The sequence below is a fragment of the Spongiactinospora rosea genome (assembly GCF_003315795.1).
Taxonomy (GTDB): Bacteria; Actinomycetota; Actinomycetes; order Streptosporangiales; family Streptosporangiaceae; genus Spongiactinospora; species Spongiactinospora rosea.
Map to the genome: position 1 here is coordinate 689475 of NZ_QMEY01000003.1, position 19072 is coordinate 708546.

Below are 19072 nucleotides of genomic sequence, written 5' to 3' on the forward strand. Positions count from 1 at the left end.
CACGATGTGCGTATCGGAACGTTCCGCGCGAGGAGGCGGCGATGTCGGTACTCAAGAGCCTGGTAGGGGCCATCGGCGACGGCACGGTCGAGGTGATCGACCTCACCGCGCCCCTGTCGCCCGCGACACCGGTGCTGCGGCTGCCCGAGCCGTTCGCCAACACGATCGGTTTCCGGCTGGAGGAGATCAGCCGCTACGACGACCGCGGCCCCGCCTGGTACTGGAACGACATCCACACCGGCGAGCACACCGGCACGCACTTCGACGCGCCCGTCCACTGGGCCACCGCCAAGGACGGCCAGGACGTCTCCCAGGTCCCGGTGACCCGGCTGATCGCCCCCGCCGTGGTCCTCGACTTCGCCGCCGAGGCCGCCCGCGACCCCGACTTCCTGCTCCAGATCGACCATGTGGCCGCCTGGGAGAAGGAGCACGGCCCGCTGCCCGAGGGCGGCTGGCTGCTCTACCGGACCGGCTGGGACGCCCGGGCCGGTGACCAGGAGGCGTTCCTGAACGGCGGGCACGCGCCCGGCATCTCCGCCGAGTGCGCCAGGTGGCTGGCCGAGCGTTCGCCGATCGGCGGGCTCGGCGTGGAGACCGTCGGCACCGACGCGGGCGCGGCGCACTCCTTCGACCCGCCCTTCCCGTGCCATTCGTTCCTGCTCGGCGCGGGCAAGTACGGCCTGACCCAGCTTCGCAACCTGGACCGGCTGCCGGCCACCGGCTCGGTCGTGGTGGCCCCGCCGCTGCCCATCGTCGGCGGGTCGGGCAGCCCGGTGCGCGTCCTCGCGCTGGTGGAGTCCGAGAGCGGCCCGGGGGAGTCGCGTTGATCGTCGCCGAGGCCGTCGGGCGCGCGCTCGCCGGGCTGGGCGTGGACACCGTCTTCGGCGTGGTGGGCAGCGGTAACTTCCATGTGACGAACGCCCTGGTCGCGGCCGGGGCCCGATACATCGCGGCGCGGCACGAGGGCGGCGCGGCGACCATGGCCGACGCCTACGCCCGCACCGGCGGCGGTCTGGGCGTGCTCAGCGTCCACCAGGGGCCGGGGCTGACCAACGCGATGACCGGCATCGCCGAGGCGGCCAAGAGCCGCACCCCGCTGCTGGTCCTGGCCGGGGAGGCCACCGAGGCCGCCTCCAACTTCCACATCGACCAGGCGGCCATGGTGGCGGCGGTGGGAGCGGTCGCGGCGCGGGTCCGGTCGGCGGAGTCGGCGGTGGCCGACGCGGCGGCGGCGGCCCGCCTGGCGCTGCGCGAGCGGCGTACGGTGCTGCTCAACCTGCCGCTGGACGTCCAGGCCCAGCCCGTACGTCAGGCCGATCCGCCGGCCCCCGGCCCCGCGCCGGAGAGCGCGCCGCCCTGCCCTGAGCAGGTCGCCGCGCTGGCGGAGGCGCTGGCCGCCGCGCGCCGCCCGGTGTTCGTGGCCGGGCGGGGCGCGCGGCACGCCCGCGACGCCCTCACGGCGCTGGCCGACCGGGCCGGGGCGCTGCCGGCCACGTCCGCCGTGGCCAAGGGCCTGTTCCGCGGCGACCCGTGGGACCTCGACGTGAGCGGCGGCTTCGCCTCACCGCTCGCCGCCGAACTGATCCGCGGCGCGGACCTGCTGGTGTCCTGGGGCTGCGCGCTCAACATGTGGACCACCCGGCACGGCGCGCTGATCGGTCCGCGCACGACTCTCGTCCAGGTGGACATCGAGCGGGACGCGATCGGCCGGCACCGCGCCGTCGATCTCGGCGTCGTGGGCGACGTACGCGAGACCGCGACGCTCACCGCCGCCCGCCTGCCGGAGATCCGGCCCGGGTACCGGTCGCCGGGGCTGGCCGAGCGGATCGAGCGGGAGGTCCGGTGGCGCGACGTGCCGTACAAGGACGCGGGCGGCGACGGGCGGATCGACCCGCGGACCCTGACGGCGGAACTGGACGACGTGCTGCCCCGGGAACGGGTCGTCGCCGTTGACTCAGGAAATTTCATGGGCTATCCGTCGATGTACCTCTCGGTGCCGGACGAGCGGGGCTTCTGCTTCACCCAGGCGTTCCAGGCCGTCGGCCTGGGCCTCGCCACCGCGATCGGGGCGGCGCTGGCCCAGCCGGACCGGCTGCCGGTCGCGGCGCTCGGCGACGGCGGCGCGCTGATGGGCATCGCCGAGCTGGAGACGGTGGTGCGCCTCGGCCTGCCGATGGTGATCGTCGTCTACGACGACGAGGCGTACGGCGCGGAGGTCCACCACTTCGGTCCTGACGGCCACCCGCTCGCCACCGTGACCTTCCCGCCCGCCGACCTGGCGGCCATCGCCCGCGGCCACGGCTGCGCCGCGGTCACCGTACGCGAGCCCGCCGACATCGCCGCCGTGGCCGAATGGGTGACGGGCCCGCGGGACCGCCCGCTGCTCGTCCACGCGAAGATCGCCCCAGGCCCGGCGGCATGGTGGCTGGAGGAGGCGTTCCGCGGCCACTGAAAACCCCTGAAGGAGTGAAACCACCCGATGAATGTCGAACTGCGTCCGCTGCGGGAATCGGATGTGGCGCGTATGGAACACGTTCTCTCCACGCCGGAAGGCACCGGCGAACTCCAGTGGTTCGGTCACCGCAACCTCGCGCACATCAGAGAGAAGGTCGCGGCGAGCGGATACCTGGGCCCCGACGACGGCGGGCTGGCCGTGGAGGCCGATGGGGCCTTCGCCGGCTGGGTGACCTGGAACAAGCACTTCTGGGGCCCGCGGACCACCTCGTGGAGCTGGAACGTCGGCGTGATGATCGCCTCCGCGTTCCGCGGCAAGGGCGTCGGGACCGCCGCCCAGCGCGGACTCGTCGGCTATCTGTTCGCGCACACGCCCGTGCAGCGCGTCCAAGCGGGCACGGACGTCAGGAATCTCGCCGAGCAGCGCGTTCTCGAGAAAATCGGATTCCAGCGCGAAGGGGTGATCCGGCGGGCGCAGTGGCGAATGGGAGAATGGCACGACCAGATCCTCTATTCCATTCTTCGTGAAGAATGGAATACGACCGGGTAATGGAAACAGGGTCATCCGGCGCCGTGCGGGCGGGGGCCGGGGCTCCGGCCGGATCCGCCCGCCCGCACGGGCCGTACGGGCGCTGCCGTCCCCGGGCCGGGTTTGACATGATGTGGTCAGATCGCTGGTCAAGGATCGCATCTCTAGACATGTCCCGTTAGGCTCGCCTGGTCGATGTGCTTTTCGCTAGGGAGTAGTGCCCAATGGGGGTAAAGTACAGCCCGTTCGATTACGCGATCCACGACGACCCGTTTCCGGTCTATGCCAGGCTCCTGGAAGAAGCGCCTCTCTACCGCAACGACGAGGCCGACTTCTGGGCGCTGAGCAGGCATGCCGACGTGACGGCGGCGCTGGCGGACCACGCGCGTTACTCCAGTTCGCACGGGCCGCTGCTGGACCGGCCGCCGTGGGGCCCCGACGCCTCGGCCGCCCTGTCCTTCGTCGCGATGGACCCGCCCGGGCACACGGAGCTGCGCACGCCGGTCTCCCGGGGCTTCACCGCCCGCCGTGTCGCCGCCATGGAGCCGCGCATCCGTGAGATCGCCCGCCGCCACCTCGCGGAGGCGTTGCAACACGGCACGTTCGACTTCATCGAGGACTTCGCCGTCCGCGTGCCCCTCGACGTCGTCTCCGAGCTGGTCGGCGTGCCCGAGTCCGACCGCGACGAGGTGCGCAGGCTGGCCGCCCGCTCGCTGCACCGCGAGGACAGCACCCAGGAGGTCACCGCCGACGGCGCGGCGGCCGGGGCCGCGCTGCTGGAGTACTACAGCGGGCTGATCGCGCGCCGCCGGGCCGAGCCCGCCGACGACATGATCTCGGTGCTCACCGCGAGCCTGCGCGACGAGGAGATCGTGCCGATCCTGTTCGTCCTGCTGGCGGCGGGCAGCGAGACCACCACCAACCTGCTCGGCCACGCCTGGTACTGGGCCTGGCGCTACCCCGAGCAGCGGGAGATCGCCTTCGGCGGAGATGTCACCGGCTGGATCGAGGAGAGCCTGCGCTACGACCCGCCCGCGGTCGGGGTGGCCCGCCTGCTGACCGAGGACACCGAGCTGTACGGCACACGCGTCCCCGCCGGGTCGCGGATGTGGCTCATCATCGCCGCGGCCAACCGCGACCCGCGCGTCTTCCCCGACCCGGGCCGATACGACCTGCGCAGGGACACCACCGACCTGCTGAGCTTCAGCGGCGGCCGGCACTACTGCATGGGCGCGACCCTCGGGCGCATGGAGGCGCGGATCGCCCTGGAGGAGCTGGTCGCCGCCGTCGCGGAGTACGAGATCGACCCCTCCGGGCTGCGCCGCTCCCATATGGGCAACGTCCGCGGCTTCGCCACCATGCCGACCACGGTGAAGCCCCGCTGACCTCGCCAGCGCCGCCGGACCGTGTGCCCGCGGATACGTTGCCGTAGGTTACGGTTGCTCCATGTCGGAGATCGTGTATCCGCCGGTCATCGTGACGGCGTTGACCTTGTTCCGCGCCCTCGACCTCAAGCTGCACATCGAGGGCGCGGACCACGTGCCCCGGCAGGGCGGTGCGGTGCTGGTGAGCAACCACATCAGCTACCTCGACTTCATCTTCGCGGGCATGGGGGCACGCCGGTCGCGGCGGCTGGTCCGGTTCCTGGCCAAGAAGGAGGTCTTCGACCACCGGATCTCCGGGCCGCTGATGCGCGGCATGCACCACATCCCGGTCGATCGCGCGGCGGGCGCGGGCTCCTACGCCGCCTCGCTGCGCGCGCTCAAGGCGGGCGAGGTCGTCGGGGTGTTCGCGGAGGGCACGATCAGCAGGTCGTTCACGGTCAAGGAGATCAAGAACGGCGCGATCAGGATGGCCGCGGCCAGCGGCGTGCCGATCATCCCGGTCGGGCTGTGGGGCACCCAGCGGCTGTGGACCAAGGGCCGCCCGCGCAACCTGCTGCAGCGGCACGTCCCGATCACGATCCTGGTCGGCGAGCCCATCCACCCCAAGCGCGGCGACGACATGGCGGCCCGTACCGGCGAGCTGCACACCCGGCTGACCGAGCTGCTCGACCGCGCCCAGCGCACCTACCCGGAGATCCCGCAGGGGGTCTGGTGGCAGCCCCGCCACCTCGGCGGCACCGCCCCCACCCCGGAGGAGGCCGCGGCGATGGACGAGGCGGAGGCCGCCAAATCCGGCGACTGAGCGTGCGCCTGGTGTGATCGGTGTTGCCCGTGGTGCCGCCGTGACAGGATGTGCGGCATGCCGCATGCCTCCGGGACGGGCGACGACGAGTACGTCTGGGTGCCCGCCACCGCCGGTCATGAGCTGGCGCTGGACGGCGACCGGCTGATCTGCCGCGACTGTGACGGCAGGCCGCGCAAGGCGGTGCCCAAGGCGGTCAGGGAGAGCCGGGCCGCCGAGGAGCTGACCGCGTTGCGCGACCACCTCCAGCGGCACGCGGCCGGCTGCCGCGCCGAGGTGGAGCGCTGGATGCTCGGCGCGCGGCCGGTGCCCGCGGGCCTGCTGTGCGAGCTGTGGCCCGACCCGGCCTGGCGGGACGCGCTCACCGGCCTGGTGGTGGCGGGCGACCGGACCGCGTTGTTCACCGGGATCGACGAGACCGGCCGGATCGGCACGGTGAGCCTGGACGGCGAGCCCGGCGGCCTCGCCCCCGGCGCGGTGGTGCGGATCGCCCACCCGCTCACCCTCGGCGACCTCGCCGGAGCCCGCGAACTGGCCGCCAAGCTCGGCCTCTCCCAGGGCGTACCGCAGCTCGCCCGCACCCTGCACGGCAAGCCGGACGACGTGACCGGGACGGCCTGCCACACCTACGCCGACGCCAGGTTCGCCGAACTTCGCCAGGCCACCGGCCGCGCGACCCGCCTCGGGTTCACCCTGTCCGGCGGCTATGCCACCTGCGCGGTGTCCGAGGGAGGGGAGTGGGTACGGGCCTGGTTCTGGCTCGGCGCGGGCCCACCCGAGGCCGCCACCTGGACCGGGGAACTGATCTGGACCATCGAGCCCGGCGAGCCGATCCCCCTGCCCCGCGTCGGCCCCATCGCCTGGTCCGAAGGACTCCGCATGGCCGAACTCCTGCACGCCGGCCGGGTGACCGATGCCGACTGACCCCCCGCCCGAACCGACCAGTACCCGCACCTACCGCCACCCCCGCCTGGGCGGCGGCCGGGTCGTGATCAGACCATCCGGACAAATCAGCCCCCCGGCCCTGGACCACGAAATGTCCACCCTCGGCTTCACCCCACCCCCACCACCCCGGGGCTCGGTGCCGGAGGGTGGGGCAGGGGTGGTGGCGGCGGCCGGGCTGGCGCATGTCGTATGGCGGGGGGATGTGCGGCCTGCGGCCCTCGTGGAGCGGGCCGAGGCGATCGCCCGCGGTCTTGCCGTCGCCGATCTGCCCGCTTTCTGGGACCAGGTGGCCAGATACCACCTGGAGGCCGGGCATCCGCAGCGGGCCGCGGTGATGTTCCTGCGTGCCAGGCGGGCCGAGGACGAGCACGGCCTGGCCGTGCAGGAGTCCGCCCGGCGGGCGGCGTACCTGCGGTTCGCGCTCGCCGGGGCGCTGCCCACCAAGGCCGTCGCCGCCTACGCGGCCGGGCTGGCCGAGCGTCATCCCCCCGCCCGCGCCCACGCCGAGCTGCTGGAACTGGTCGCCGGCTACACCGGAGGCGGCCTGCCGCCCTGGCCCGCGCTGCCCCGGCAGCTTCGCGCGCTGGCCAAGGCCGCCGGGCTGGACCCGGCGGAGGAGGAGCGCCGCGCGTTCGCCCTGCTGCTGCGCGCCCCCGCGACCCGCCACGCCTCCGCCGCCTTCTGGAACGCCAACCGGGCCCGGCTGGTACGCCTGGCCAAGCGGTACGCCGAGCTGCGGCACGCCCTGCTCTACCTGTTCCCCGACGCCGACATGGACGAGTGGTGGCTGGCCCTGCTCGATGAGACCGGCGCGCTCGCCGACCTGGCTCGCGCCGAGGCCGCGGGCTGGCTCACCCGCATGGCCGCGCACCTGGAACGAGGCAGGCGCACCGGCCGCACCCCGCCCCTTCTGCTCGACCTCGTCACCCGGCTGAAGCCGGGCGCGGAGCCGGTACGCCCGGCCGGCTCCTCGCGTGCTGGAGTCATCGACGCCGATTTGCTGGACGCCTGCCTGGCCGCCGGGCTCCCGGTGGCCGACCCCGCCCCCGGCCACACCATCGACCTGGACCGCTGGCTGGAACACCGGCAACGCGACCTCGCCGCCATCGGCGCCGACCCGCGCCACGCCCGGCTGCTGAGCACCGCGGTGGGCGCGTTCGCCGCCCGGCACGGCGTCGGCGCGCTCCTGGACGTGGCCGCGCTGCGCCCGCTGGTCAGGGACTGGGTGGCCGCCGAGGTGGGCGAGATCGCCCGGGGCGGGCTGGCCGACGCCCGTGAGGCCGTACAGCGCCTTTCCAGCGGGCTGCCGCCGGGCGCGGCGGGCATGGCGGCGATGCCCGAGGGCGTACGCGAGGCCATCGAACGGGCGGACGTGGCGGTCCCCCTCACCCGCACCCTGCGCGCGGGCATCCTGGACGAACTGGGCTGGGACGACCTGGACACCGTCGCCGACGAACTCGGGCCGGACGCCGAGATCACCCCGAGCTGGCCGGTGCTCACCGTCTACAACCGGCGGCGCGCGGTGGCGGTCGGCCCGTCCGGGCGGATCGCCGAGCACGACCTGCGGCTGCCCGCCACGGCCGAGTCCTTCACGGTGGTCTACTCGGCGGGGGAGTTCCTGGTGGCCTGGGACGACCACCGCACGGCCCGCGGCCACTGGACGTCGGGCCCGTCACGGACCGCCCCAGGCCCGGTGACCTGCGTGGGCGGCGCACTGCGGCCGAGGGCCGGGTACGGCTACGCGTTCCTCGACGCGTCCGGCGCGCGGGTCACCGGAAGGCGGGCGCTGCGCCCGGGGGATCTGCGCCTGGCCGACACCCCGCGGCTGCTGTGCGACGGCGTGACGTACTGGTCCCAGCCGGAGGCGTGGCGTCCGGAACTACGCGAACTGGACCCGGCCACCGGCGAACTGGGCCGCGCCTCGCTGCCGGGCTTCCTGGAACGCGCCCCGCTCCCGCCGGGCCGCGCCTGGGCCGTCGAGGCGTGCACGCTCGCCCCGCTGCCTGAGGGGGTGCGGCGGACGCCGCTCGGCACGGACGGCACGCTGGTGGGCTTCCGCGTCAGCAAGGGCACCGACACCGAAGGCCGCTATGTCATCGAGGGCGTGGACGGCCGCAGGGCCGAGCCGCGCGGCCGGGCGGGCGCGGTGCCCTGGGGCCTGATCGAACTCCCGCACGCGGGCCGCCACGGCGTCGGCGTACTGGCCGGTGACACGCTGGTGTGGCTGGCCGACCGGACGGGCGAGGCCGCCCACTGGCAGGTCGCGGCGGGCACCGGCGACCGCTGGGTCCCGCCCGCCGCGAGGCTCGCCGCCCGCGGCACGCCGATCGTCCCACCGCCCGCCTTCTGGCACTTCCTCTCCCCACGCGACCCGGCCGCCTCCGCCCGCCTGAGGACCATCCCCGAAGCCGCCGTACGCGCCCTCCTCGACGCCGCCACCACCGACCTCACCACCGCCCCGGCCCGCGCCGAACTGCCCCGCACGGCCCGCCTCATCGAGAAACTGGCCACCCACCCCCGCCTGCGCGCCGGCCTGACCGGTTTCATCCGCCACGCCGCCGACCTCCACCTCCGCCTATCGGCCCTGGCCACAGGAGGCGGGTAGCGAGGCCACCGCACTCGACGCCGCGGAGGTTACACTTATTTCAGATATCAAGGGGTGGAGGTGGCCATGCCTCGCAAGGGAGCGTTGGCCGGCGCGACACGCGTCGAAGCGGGAAGCGGTGACCGTGAGCTGCTTGAGCACCTTGAGAAGACCGCTTCCGCCGCGGAAGCGTCGCTCGTCCTGCGCGGACCTGATGGGACCGAGATCGAGTTGCCGCCGCTGCTGGTGGGACTCCTGGCGGCGGCAGCGCATGACCTTGCCAAGGGCAACGCGGTGTTCACCTTGCCCGTCGAGACCCGGTTGACCCCCAATGAGGTCGCCGAGGTGCTTGGGCTCTCGCGGCCTTTTGTCGCGCGATTGCTCGACGAGGGCGAGATCCCCTCGCAGAACCTGCCGCACAGTCGTCACCGCCGGGTCCGCCTGGTGGACGTCCTGGAATTCCAGGCTCGTCGGGAGCGTCGCGCCGAAGGCCGTCGCCGGATCATGGAAGCCGCCGAAGAGGCAGAGCTGCCTTACTAGTCTTCCGGAGGACAGTGGCCGATGGCGCGGGTCTTCGTCGACACGAACGTGCTGTTCCCCTTCTCCTTGATGGACCTGATGCTCGCACTGACCGAGGACGCCGTGCACACCGTGGTCTGGAGCGATCATCTGCTTGAGGAGTGGGAACGTGTCATCGTGCGCGAGCAGCGCCGCTCCGCGGCGACGGCTGCGCGAATCGGGACGCAGATTCGGGACTTCTTCGCTGATTGCCGCGTTCCGGAGGATGACTACAAGCATCTGGTCGATCAGATGGAAGGTCCCGATCTCGACGACCGTCATCACATGGCCGCCGCCATCGCAGGCCGTGCCCAGACTCTGGTCACATGGAACACCGTGGACTTCCCCGCGGCCTTCCTCGGCCGCCACGGGCTGACCGTTGCCGAACCCGACACCTACCTGTGCTCACTGCTGAGCCAGAGTCCTCACGAGGTGATGGACGTACTGGCCCGGATGGCGTCCGGAAAGCGCCGTCCGCCGATGACCGCCATGGACATCGTCGATGCCCTGGACAGAGCAGGGGTTCCCGCTTTCGCGCGACGTGCGCGTGGCCGCATGTACGGAGTGGCGGAATAAGGGTGACCGGCGTCGATGCGGTTCGATGCCCCGGCGCCCGGTTGGGAGCGCCGGGGCGTCTTGCAGGATGTCACCCCATGTGCGGGTAGCGGTGGTCGGTCGGGGGGATGAGGTTCTCCTTGATGGCGCGGGCGTTGACCCAGCGGATCAGGTTGAAGATGGACCCGGCCTTGTCGTTGGTGCCGGAGGCGCGGGCGCCGCCGAAGGGTTGCTGGCCGACGACGGCGCCGGTGGGCTTGTCGTTGATGTAGAAGTTGCCCGCGGCGAAGCGGAGGCGTTCGGCGGTGGCGGCGATGGCATGGCGGTCCTGGGCGATGACCGCGCCGGTCAGGGCGTACGGGGCGATGCCCTCCATCTGGTTCAGCATGGCGTCGTAGTCGGCGTCGTCGTAGACGTGGACGGCCAGGATCGGGCCGAAGTACTCCTTGACGAAGATCTCGTCGGTGGGGTCGGCGCACTCCAGTACCGTGGGCCGCACGAAGTAGCCGGTGGAGTCGTCGTAGGAGCCGGTGAGCACGTTGACCGCGTCCGCGGCGCGGGCCCGGTCGATGGCGGCCTTGTGCTTGGCGAAGGCCCGCTCGTCGATCACCGCGCCCATGAACAGCGACAGGTCGGTGGTGACGTCGCCGATCGTCAGGGACTCCGCGGTGGCGATGAAGTCGTCGCGGATGCGGTCCCACACTGAGCGCGGCACGTACGCGCGCGAGGCCGCCGAGCACTTCTGCCCCTGGTACTCGAAGGCGCCCCTGATCAGCGCGGTGGAGAGCACGGCCGGGTCGGCGGAGGGGTGGGCCACCACGAAGTCCTTGCCGCCGGTCTCGCCCACCAGGCGCGGGTAGCCGTGGTACCCGGTGATGCCCGAGCCCACCGTGGACCACAGGTGCTGGAAGGTGGCGGTGGAGCCGGTGAAGTGGATGCCCGCCAGCCGCGGGTCGCGCAGCGCGACCTCGGAGACGGCCTCGCCGTTGCCGGTGACCAGGTTGATCACGCCCGGCGGCAGGCCCGCCTCCTCCAGCAGGCGCATGATGAAGTGCGCGGAGAACTGCTGGGTCGGCGAGGGCTTCCAGACGACGACGTTGCCCATCAGGGCCGGGGCGGTCGGCAGGTTGGCCGCGATGGAGGTGAAGTTGAACGGCGTGATCGCCAGCACGAACCCTTCGAGCGGCCGGTACTCCATCCGGTTCCACACCCCGGGGGAGGAGATGGGCTGCTCGGCCAGCAGGGCCCGCGCGTACGCGACGTTGAACCGGAAGAAGTCGATCAGCTCGCAGGCCGCGTCGATCTCCGCCTGGTAGGCGGTCTTGGACTGGGCCAGCATGGTGGCGGCGTTCAGCGTCTGCCGCCACGGACCGGCCAGCAGGTCGGCCGCCCGGAGCAGTACGGCGGCGCGGTCGTCGAAGGACAGCGCCCGCCACGCCGGGGCCGCCTCGGTGGCCGCGTCGATGGCCGCCCGCACGTCGGACGGCGTCGCCTCGGCCAGCCGGCCGAGCACCGCGGCCCGGTTGTGCGGCTGCACCGCCTCGATCTCGGCGCCGCCGCCCATCCGCCGCTCACCACCGATGGTCATGGTCATGTCGAGCCGCGTGCCGCCGAGCTCCTTGAGCCGGCTCTCCAGCGCGGCGCGCTCGGGGCTGCCCGGCGCGTAGCCGTACACCGGCTCGTTGGCCGGGACCGGGACGTTGCTGATCGCATCCATGTTCGTGGAACCTCTTCACTTGGACGTGAGCGAGCGCAGGAAGAAGGCCAGGTTGGCCGGGCGCTCGGCGAGCCTGCGCATGAAGTAGCCGTACCAGTCGTCGCCGTAGGGCACGTAGACCCGGACGGTGTGCCCCGCCCCCGCCAGTGCCGTCTGCCGGTCGGTCCGGATGCCGTACAGCATCTGGTACTCGTAGTCGCCGCGCTCACGGCCGTAGCGGGCGGCGAGCGACTCGCTGATCGAGATCAGCCGGTCGTCGTGCGTGGCCACCATGGGATACCCCTTCCCCGCCATGAGGATCCGCAGGCATCGCACGTACGCCCGATCGACGTCTTCCTTCTTCTGGTGGGCGACCCCGGGCGGCTCGGCGTAGGCGCCCTTCACCAGGCGCACCCGCGAGCCCTCCCCGGCCAGGTCGTGGCAGTCGCCCTCGGTGCGGAACAGGTAGGACTGCACGGCGACGCCGGTGCCGGGGAAGTCGGCGCGCAGCTCGCGCAGGATGCCGAGGGTGGAGTCGACCGTGGTGTGGTCCTCCATGTCCAGGGTGACCGTCGTACCGGCGGCGCGGGCCGCGGAGCAGATCTCCCTGGCGTGGTCGAGCGCGATGGCGTCGCCGTCCGCGCCGAGGGCCTGGCCGACGGCGGACAGCTTGACCGACACCTCCGTGCCGTGCCCCTGGCCGAGCCCGGCGAGGCCCTCCAGCAGGATGACGTACGCCTTGGCGGCCTGCGCCGCCGCGCCCGCGTCGCGGGTCTCCTCGCCGAGATGGTCGATGGTCACGGTGAGACCGGAGCCGGTCAGCCGCCGCGAGGCCGCGACCGCCGCCTCCGTGTCGTCACCGGCGACGAAGCGTTTGACGACCCGGCGGCTCGGCGGGAAGCCGGAGACGGCGCGCCGTACGAGCCGGCTGCGCGAGCCGGCCAGAAGCAGTGAACCGAGCATGTCCCCAAGGTTAGAAAGGTGGCTCCGCCCGGCACCATGGACAAGCGCACCGGGTCGTTCATACAAATGTATGATGAGGGGGTGGACCTCCAGGAGACAGTGGACGAGGTCGCGCGGGTGCTCGGCGCGTCGGCGACCCTGGAGGACCGTTCCTTCCAGCTCCTGGCCTACGCGGCGCAGAGCGGCGACATCGACGCCATCCGCCGCGACTCCATCCTGCGCCGCCGGGCCACCGACGAGGTGCGGGCCTACTTCGAGGGGTACGGCATCGCCACCGCCCCCGGTCCGATCCGCATCCCCGCCGACGACGCGCTCGGCGTGCTGGCCCGCGTCTGTGTCCCGCTGCGCCGCGCCGGGGTGACCTACGGCTACCTGTGGCTGCTCGACCCGGCCGACGGCGGCGGCGTCCCCGACGCGATGCTCGCGCGGATCGCCCCGCTGGCCGAAGACGCCGCCGACCTGCTGGCCCTGGAGGCGCGCAACCGCCAGGAGCTGGGCCGCGGCCTGCGCGAGCTGCTCTCGGCCGATCCGGAGCGCAGGGCCGCCGCGCTGGCCAGGCTCGACATCGAGGGGCCGGTGGCGGTCGTCGCGGTGCGCGGCGCCCCCGAGCGGGTCGCCGCGCTGTGGACGCTGCCGCGCGGCGTGCTGGCAGAGCCGGGCGACCCGGTGGCGCTGCTGGTGCCCGCCCACCTGGCGGCCGAGGTCGCCGCGCGGGCGCACGCGATGTACCGCGCTCCCGCCGGAGTCGGCGGCCCGAGGAAGGACCCGGCCGACGCGTGGCGAAGCTGGCGGGAGGCGCGGCAGGCGCTGCGGGTCGCCGAGCGGGTCGGGCGGTTCGGCCCGGTGGCCTCCTGGGCCGACCTGGGCGTCTACCGGATGCTCGCCCGGCTGCCCGCCGCCGACCTGGCCGAGCTGGCCGCCGAGGCCGCCGACCTGCTCGCCGATCCCGAGCTGGCGCACACCGTGGAGATCTACCTCGACCGGGGCGGCCACGCGCAGCAGGCCGCGGCGGCGCTCGGGGTGCACCGGCAGACCCTCTACTACCGCCTGTCCAAGGCCGAACGCGCGGTGGCGGCCGACCTGTCGGACGGCGAGACGCGGCTGCGGCTGCACCTCGCGCTCAAGGCGGCCCGGATGACCGCCTGAGCCCGCGGCGGCCCCGGGGTCAGTCGTCGGCCTCGCCGTACACCACGAAGCTGGTGCCGTGGCCGCCCGCCCGCGCCGCCATGGGCACGGGCCGCCCTTCCTGAGCGGGATCGCCCTCACCCGGGGCGGACCCCAGCAGCGCGCGGGTCAGCGCCTGCCGTTCGCCCAGCATCTCCGAGAGCGCGGCGGTCAGGTGGGCGTCGGTCAGGACGCTCGCGTCGTCTCCCGCCATGATCGTCCGCAGCACGGCGCGGCGCAGCAGCTCCTTGAAGAACGACGCGGTCGCGCCCTCGGTGCGGGACACGATCGCGTCGGTGTCGGCGGCGAGCCGCTGGCCGCGGGAGTAGAGCCGCAGCAGCGCCGACCGGCCCGCGGCGTCCGGCTTGGGGATCTCCACGGCCAGGTCGATCCGGCCGGGCCGGTCGGCGAGCGCGCGTTCCAGCACGTCCGCCCGGTTGGTGGTGAGCACGAACGCCACGTCGGCGTCGGACCCGATGCCGTCCATCGCGTCGAGCAGCATGAACAGCAGCGGATTGCCCTCGGGAGTGAACGAGCGGTCCATCGCCACCAGATCGACGTCCTCAAGCACCACCATCGCCGGCTGCAGCCGCCTGGCCAGCGCCGCGGCCTGCTCGATGTGGCGGATCGCCATGCCGGTCATGACGATCACCGTGCAGCCGGTCATCCGGCCCATCAGGTAGCGCACGGTGTGGGTCTTGCCGCTGCCCGGCGGGCCGTGCAGCAGCAGGCCGCGCTTGAGGTGGCGGCCGTGCGCGCGCAGCCGGTCGGCCAGCTCGCCGACCTCGATCACGTGCCGCTCCACCACATCGAGCAGCCCGGCGGGCAGGATCACCTCATCGGCCGCGACCTGCGGCCGGGGCAGGAAGCTGACCAGCTCGTTGCCGCGGTGCTCGGTCCAGGTGAAGGAGAGGATGCGCCCGCGGAAGACGTCGTGCTCGTGCATCAGGCGGGTGATCTCGTCCCTGGCCGCCCGCGCGCCGTCCCTGGAGGCGGCGAGCACCTCGATCCGGCACTCCGGCGGGCCGTGCTCCATCCAGGTACGCAGGCCGAGCACCAGCGGCGTGCCGTCCGGGGCGTACGCGCAGACCAGCCCGGCGCTCACCACCTCCATGGTGTCGCTCGGCCCGATCGCCGCGGTGGCGTAGCCGACCGTCCCCAGGTCGAACTGGTCCCAGCCGCGCGCCATCATGGTCAGCATGTCGGCGTAGTCGTACCCGTGCCTGCTCTCGCCCGCGATGCCGAACCACTCGGCGCCGGGGGCGTGCCCGGCCAGGTAGGCGTCCACGCCGCGCTGCAGGTTGGCGTGCTCCCAGCGGGGAAAGGTCTCGCTCACACTGATCACCTCGGTGAGCGCGCACCCGAGGTGGCCGGTGACGCGGGAGACGAGCGGAGCCTCCGGTCGCTCCTCCCGCAGCCGCCGGTTCGCGTTGGACAGTAGATCGCTTAACTCCCGCGCCAGATGCCGCGCGTCGCTGGAATCCATGCCGCCTCCCGTGGGTGCAAGCCTGTCAGACTCGGGCCCGTTACGGGAGGGGCATGTCCGGCGATGTGCCGTTTCCGCGCGAGTGCGTCGCGAGTGTGTCAAGTCTGGACGGGCACCTCCGGCTCGCCCATCGTCTCGGCGTACACCCGCAGCAGTTCCTGGCTGATCCGCTCGTAGGAGTAGCGCGAGCGAACCCGGTCGGCGCCGGCGAACCCGAGCGCGGACCGCTTGGTCGGGTCGGTCAGCAGCTCGCGCGCCAGCCTGGCGGTGAGCGCGGGGCGGCGGGGCGGGACCAGCATCCCGGTCACCCCGTCCAGGACGGAGTCCAGGTGCGCGCCCACGGCGGAGGCGATGACCGGCACACCGCAGGCCATGGCCTCCAGGGCGACCACCCCGGCGCTGGCGTCGTCGGGCAGCGTGAGCACCACGTCGGCGCTGCGCATCAGCTTGGCCACGGTCGCGGACGGCACCTGGCCGAGGAAGGTGACCCGGCCGTCCACGCCGGTCTCCTTGGCGAGCAGGCGCAGGTGGTGGGCGTCGGGGTCCTGGGCGAGCGCGTCGGCGGGCGGGCCGCCGGCGAGCACGAGTTCGGCGTCAGGGACGCCTTCCAGGGCGCGGATGGCGGTGGCCGCGCCGCCCTGCGGGCCGAGCGGGCCGACGTGCAGCAGCCGGGGCCGCTTGCCGCGCTGGGCGGCCGGGCCGTGCCTGCGGAAGCGCTCGACGTCGAGCCCGCAGGGGACCACGGTGATGCTCCTGCGCGGCACGCCGAGGCGGATCAGTTCGGCCTCCTCGTCGCCGCAGCCGGCGATGACGGCGCTGGCGGTACGGCCGATGGCGCGGGCCAGCCGCACCCGGGCGGCGCTGTCGGTGCCGCCCGCCTTGGCGGGCGCGGTCTTGCGGGCGGGGAGGGGCAGCGGGCGCAGCCGGGGCAGCGTCTGGGCGACCGGTACGTTCAGGCCGTCGGCCCCGGCGATGGCGGCCAGGCCGCCGGCCCAGGAGTGCGCGTGGATGACGTCGGGTCGTTCGGCGCCCCAGCGGCGGGTCAACTCCGCGCCGAGGTCGCCGGCGTAGCGCAGGACGCCCTCTTCGGAGAGTTCCTCGGGCGGGCCCGCGGGCAGGAGTTCGATGGTCACGCCGTGGGCCAGACGGGCCTTGGGACGGCGCTCGGGCGAGTCGAGCCTGCCGTAGATCGTGACGTGGTGGCTGCGGCCGAGCTCGCGGGCCACGGCCAGGAGATGCGCACGCTGGGCGGCGCGGTCGGAGTCGTCTACGGCACCTGCGGTCACTGCGTCGGACGCGACGATTGCTATGTTCACGGCACACCTCGGGGAGCCGGGCCGATTGAGAACAGCCCTAGGAATCCGTCAGGTGTGCCTGTGTCTTAAGCACCTCGACGCTCAAGACCATACCCGGCACCGCGCGATATGCAAACCTCGGATCTGTCGGGTTCGGAGGTGTATGTCGGGTTATTTGCAACCGATTCTACGGACGGGTTTCGTCCGCGGGCAGGCTCAGCCCCGGCGCGGTGTCCCAGCCGATGATCTGGATGAGCTGCCGGACGTGCGGGGCCACCGGCGCGAGCACCAGGTGGCGGCCCTCCGCGTCGATCTCCCCGGCCACCTCGACGATCGCGCGCAGCCCGCCGAGGTCGATGAAGGACAGCTCGCCGAGATCGAGCCTGATGTCACCGCGCAACGACCGCGCCCCGGCGCGCAGCGCGGCCAGGAAGCGCTCGGCGGAGTTGGCGTCGATCTCGCCCTCGACGCGCAGCAGCGGCGGGTGCGGCGTGGCGTGGATGCGAAAGAGCGCACCCTCGTATTCCACGCCCATGCTCGCTCTCCTCTGGCGCCCGGGCAGGCCGCCCCGCGCCGTGGATCGTCTCGGTTCCGTAGAAGATCGTCATCTTAGTCCACCCCCCGTCCGCTGGCGCCTTCCAAGGACGAGCGGCCTCATCGCGACTCCATCGCGACCTCATCACGAGCCGGTCGCGAACGCATGGCGGGCCGGTCAGGCGACCCGCAGCGCCAAGATCACGATTTCGTCATAGAACCGGCCGCCGGAGAACGCGCTGCGATCCTCCTCGACGGTCTTGACCAGCGTCGCCGGGGACTGCGCGACGCATCGGCCGAGCACGTCGCCGAGCCGGGTCTCGCCGTACGGCTCGCCGTGCTCGTCCCGGGACGCCACCAGCCCGTCGGAGTAGAAGACCAGCGTCTCACCGGGCGTCAGCTCCAGGTCCTCGGCGGCCAGATCGGCGGCGTCGTCGATGCCCAGCGGCACGCCGCCGCCCGCCAGGAAGCGGACGCTGCCATCGGGCCGCAGCAGCGCCGCGGGATGGTGCCCGGCGGAGGCGATGCGGATCCTCCGCCCCGGATCGCCCGCGGGCACGTAGCCGGTCAGCGCCATCACGAACATGCCGCTGCCCTGCATCAGCAGCGCCTGGTTCACCTTGCGGATCGCCTCGGCCGGATCGGACTCGAACGCGCCGAGCACCCGCAGGCCGTTCCTGACCAGGGCGCTCACCGCCGCCGCCGTCTCGCCCTTGCCGCAGGCCCCGCCCAGCGCGATCCCCCAGCCGTCCTTGACCGGGAAGACGTCGTAGAACTCCGCGCCCACGGTCACCGGCCCGGACCCCGAATGGTAGATCGCCGCCGCCTCGAACCCGGGGATGTCCGGCAGGCTCCTCGGCACCACGCTGCTGCGCAGCGCCTCGGCGGCATCGCTCCTGGACTGGAAGGCCCGCTGGGCGCGCAGCGCCAGCCCCAGATGCGTGCCGATCTCCTCCATCAGCCCCAGGTCGGCCAGGGTGAACGGCTCGTGCTCGCCCAGGCGCAGCAGCGTCACCGCGCCCTCGGCCGCCTGGCCGGTCTGTATCGGCACGCACATCAGCGATCCCGCGCCGAGCGTGCGCAGCAGCGGCGTGCCGTCCGGGGTGAGGCCCAGCGACTTCTCGTCCTCCACCATCTCCTGGACCACTCCGGACCCCTGGGCCAGCACCTGCGCCACGACCGGCGCCGCCGCCGGGTCCAGCCGCTCGGCCACCCGCAGCCGGTCGCCCACGGGCTGCTCGGCCGGGCCCAGCACGGTGACGCGTACCGGCACGCCGTCGCGCACCACGTCGATCAGCACCCAGTCGGCCGACTCGGCGGCCAGCAGCCGCGCCGCCCGCGACAGCGCGACCGGCTCGCGGAGGTTCTCCACGTCCAGCAGCAGGCGGGTCATCCGCGCCAGCAGCTCCTTGCGCCGGGCCGAGGCCATCAGCAGGGCCGCGTCGGACATCTCGACCCGCCCGGCGGGCCGTTCGGGAAGCTGTACCTCCGTCGGCAGCGCGACCGCCACCACCATGTCCTGTGGCTCGCCCGGCAGGGACAGGCGGGTCAGCGCGAGCTGAACGGTGTGCGCCCGGCCCTGGTGGGCCAGCCTGGTCTGGAACGAGGCCGGCTGCCCGCTCTGCTGCACGGCGCTCAGGTGCGAGCGGAACGCCGCCCGCCGCGCCACGTCCACCAGCAGCGGGAACGGCCGGCCGATCAGGTAGCCCGCCGGGCTGCCCAGCAGCCGCGCCGTCTCCCCGTTTATCCTGCGGACCACGCCCGCGCTGTCCATGACCACCGTGGGGATCGGCAGCGAACGGAAGATCTGCCGCATGAGCTTCTGCTCGCGCAGCGTACCGCCGTCCCGCTCGCCGCCGCGCCGCTGCTTCCTGCGCAGCTCGCCGAGCGCCGTACCGAGCAACTCGGCCGCGGTGTCCAGCTCGGCGAGGGCCGCGTCGAGTGTGGTGCCCAGGTCCTTGGGGTAGGTGGACCTGGCTTCGCGCAGGGATGTGACGCGCGCGGCGAGATCCGCCACCGCGTGCTCAAGCGAGGTAAGGGCACCCAGTTCCGTCAAAGCACATCCTTGCCGCTGAAGGATCCTTCTTCATAGACGCTACGACACTTGGCCGAGCGCTTCGAT

The 19072-nt window shown here is 73.1% G+C and carries 16 protein-coding genes; 10 read left to right on the top strand and 6 right to left on the bottom strand.

Annotated elements, in window-relative coordinates; all coding sequences use genetic code 11:
- Positions 1–41: 41 nt before the first annotated feature.
- The 9 genes from DP939_RS11745 (at position 42) to DP939_RS11785 (ending at position 9833) form a co-directional block, all read left to right on the top strand.
- Complete coding sequence (locus DP939_RS11745; RefSeq protein WP_113980639.1) at positions 42–827, top strand: cyclase family protein; 786 nt, start codon at positions 42–44, stop codon at positions 825–827.
- Positions 824–2452, top strand: coding sequence for a thiamine pyrophosphate-binding protein (locus tag DP939_RS11750; protein WP_113980640.1), 1629 nt, complete (start codon positions 824–826; stop codon positions 2450–2452). The genes DP939_RS11745 and DP939_RS11750 overlap by 4 nt, the downstream gene beginning before the upstream one ends.
- A gap of 27 nt (positions 2453–2479) precedes the next feature.
- The gene (locus tag DP939_RS11755) at positions 2480–3004 is read left to right on the top strand and encodes a GNAT family N-acetyltransferase (protein WP_113980641.1); all 525 of its coding nucleotides are present in this window, start codon (positions 2480–2482) and stop codon (positions 3002–3004) included.
- Between the two features lie 203 nt (positions 3005–3207).
- The gene (locus DP939_RS11760; RefSeq protein ID WP_113980642.1) at positions 3208–4368 is read left to right on the top strand and encodes a cytochrome P450; all 1161 of its coding nucleotides are present in this window, start codon (positions 3208–3210) and stop codon (positions 4366–4368) included.
- A 61-nt stretch (positions 4369–4429) separates the two neighbouring features.
- Positions 4430–5170: a lysophospholipid acyltransferase family protein gene (locus DP939_RS11765; protein ID WP_113980643.1), complete on the top strand. Its 741-nt coding sequence runs from the start codon at positions 4430–4432 to the stop codon at positions 5168–5170.
- A gap of 57 nt (positions 5171–5227) precedes the next feature.
- On the top strand, positions 5228–6094 hold the full coding sequence (locus DP939_RS11770; RefSeq protein WP_158578544.1) for a DUF4132 domain-containing protein: 867 nt from the start codon (positions 5228–5230) through the stop codon (positions 6092–6094).
- A complete protein-coding gene (locus DP939_RS11775) occupies positions 6084–8720 on the top strand; it encodes a hypothetical protein (RefSeq protein WP_147267957.1) in 2637 nt (878 codons plus the stop codon). Before DP939_RS11770 ends, DP939_RS11775 begins: the two co-directional genes overlap by 11 nt.
- 66 nt (positions 8721–8786) lie before the next feature.
- Positions 8787–9239 carry a helix-turn-helix domain-containing protein gene (locus tag DP939_RS11780; protein ID WP_113980756.1) on the top strand — a complete coding sequence of 151 codons (453 nt, stop codon included), beginning with the start codon at positions 8787–8789 and terminating at the stop codon, positions 9237–9239.
- Positions 9240–9260: 21 nt separating this feature from the next.
- Entirely contained in the window at positions 9261–9833 is a 573-nt protein-coding gene (locus DP939_RS11785; RefSeq protein ID WP_113980646.1) for a PIN domain-containing protein, read from the top strand.
- A 70-nt stretch (positions 9834–9903) separates the two neighbouring features.
- Here DP939_RS11785 and pruA read toward each other — a convergent pair whose 3' ends face one another.
- Both pruA and DP939_RS11795 read right to left on the bottom strand, forming a co-directional pair.
- A complete protein-coding gene (pruA, locus tag DP939_RS11790; RefSeq protein WP_113980647.1) occupies positions 9904–11529 on the bottom strand; it encodes an L-glutamate gamma-semialdehyde dehydrogenase in 1626 nt (541 codons plus the stop codon).
- Positions 11530–11544: 15 nt separating this feature from the next.
- On the bottom strand, positions 11545–12471 hold the full coding sequence (locus DP939_RS11795; RefSeq protein ID WP_113980648.1) for a proline dehydrogenase family protein: 927 nt from the start codon (positions 12469–12471) through the stop codon (positions 11545–11547).
- 81 nt (positions 12472–12552) lie between these two features.
- On the opposite strand from DP939_RS11795, the gene DP939_RS11800 reads away from it, so the two are divergent.
- Positions 12553–13617: a PucR family transcriptional regulator gene (locus DP939_RS11800; RefSeq protein WP_225878175.1), complete on the top strand. Its 1065-nt coding sequence runs from the start codon at positions 12553–12555 to the stop codon at positions 13615–13617.
- Between the two features lie 19 nt (positions 13618–13636).
- Here DP939_RS11800 and DP939_RS11805 read toward each other — a convergent pair whose 3' ends face one another.
- The 4 genes from DP939_RS11805 to DP939_RS11820 all read right to left on the bottom strand — a co-directional run bounded on the left by DP939_RS11805 (position 13637) and on the right by DP939_RS11820 (position 19006).
- Positions 13637–15121, bottom strand: a complete 1485-nt coding sequence (locus tag DP939_RS11805) for an AAA family ATPase (protein ID WP_113980650.1) — start codon at positions 15119–15121, stop codon at positions 13637–13639.
- A 98-nt stretch (positions 15122–15219) separates the two neighbouring features.
- Positions 15220–16437, bottom strand: coding sequence for a glycosyltransferase (locus tag DP939_RS11810; protein ID WP_225878176.1), 1218 nt, complete (start codon positions 16435–16437; stop codon positions 15220–15222).
- 166 nt (positions 16438–16603) lie between these two features.
- Positions 16604–16951: an STAS domain-containing protein gene (locus DP939_RS11815; protein WP_113980652.1), complete on the bottom strand. Its 348-nt coding sequence runs from the start codon at positions 16949–16951 to the stop codon at positions 16604–16606.
- Positions 16952–17128: 177 nt separating this feature from the next.
- Complete coding sequence (locus DP939_RS11820; RefSeq protein ID WP_113980653.1) at positions 17129–19006, bottom strand: SpoIIE family protein phosphatase; 1878 nt, start codon at positions 19004–19006, stop codon at positions 17129–17131.
- Positions 19007–19072: the final 66 nt, after the last annotated feature.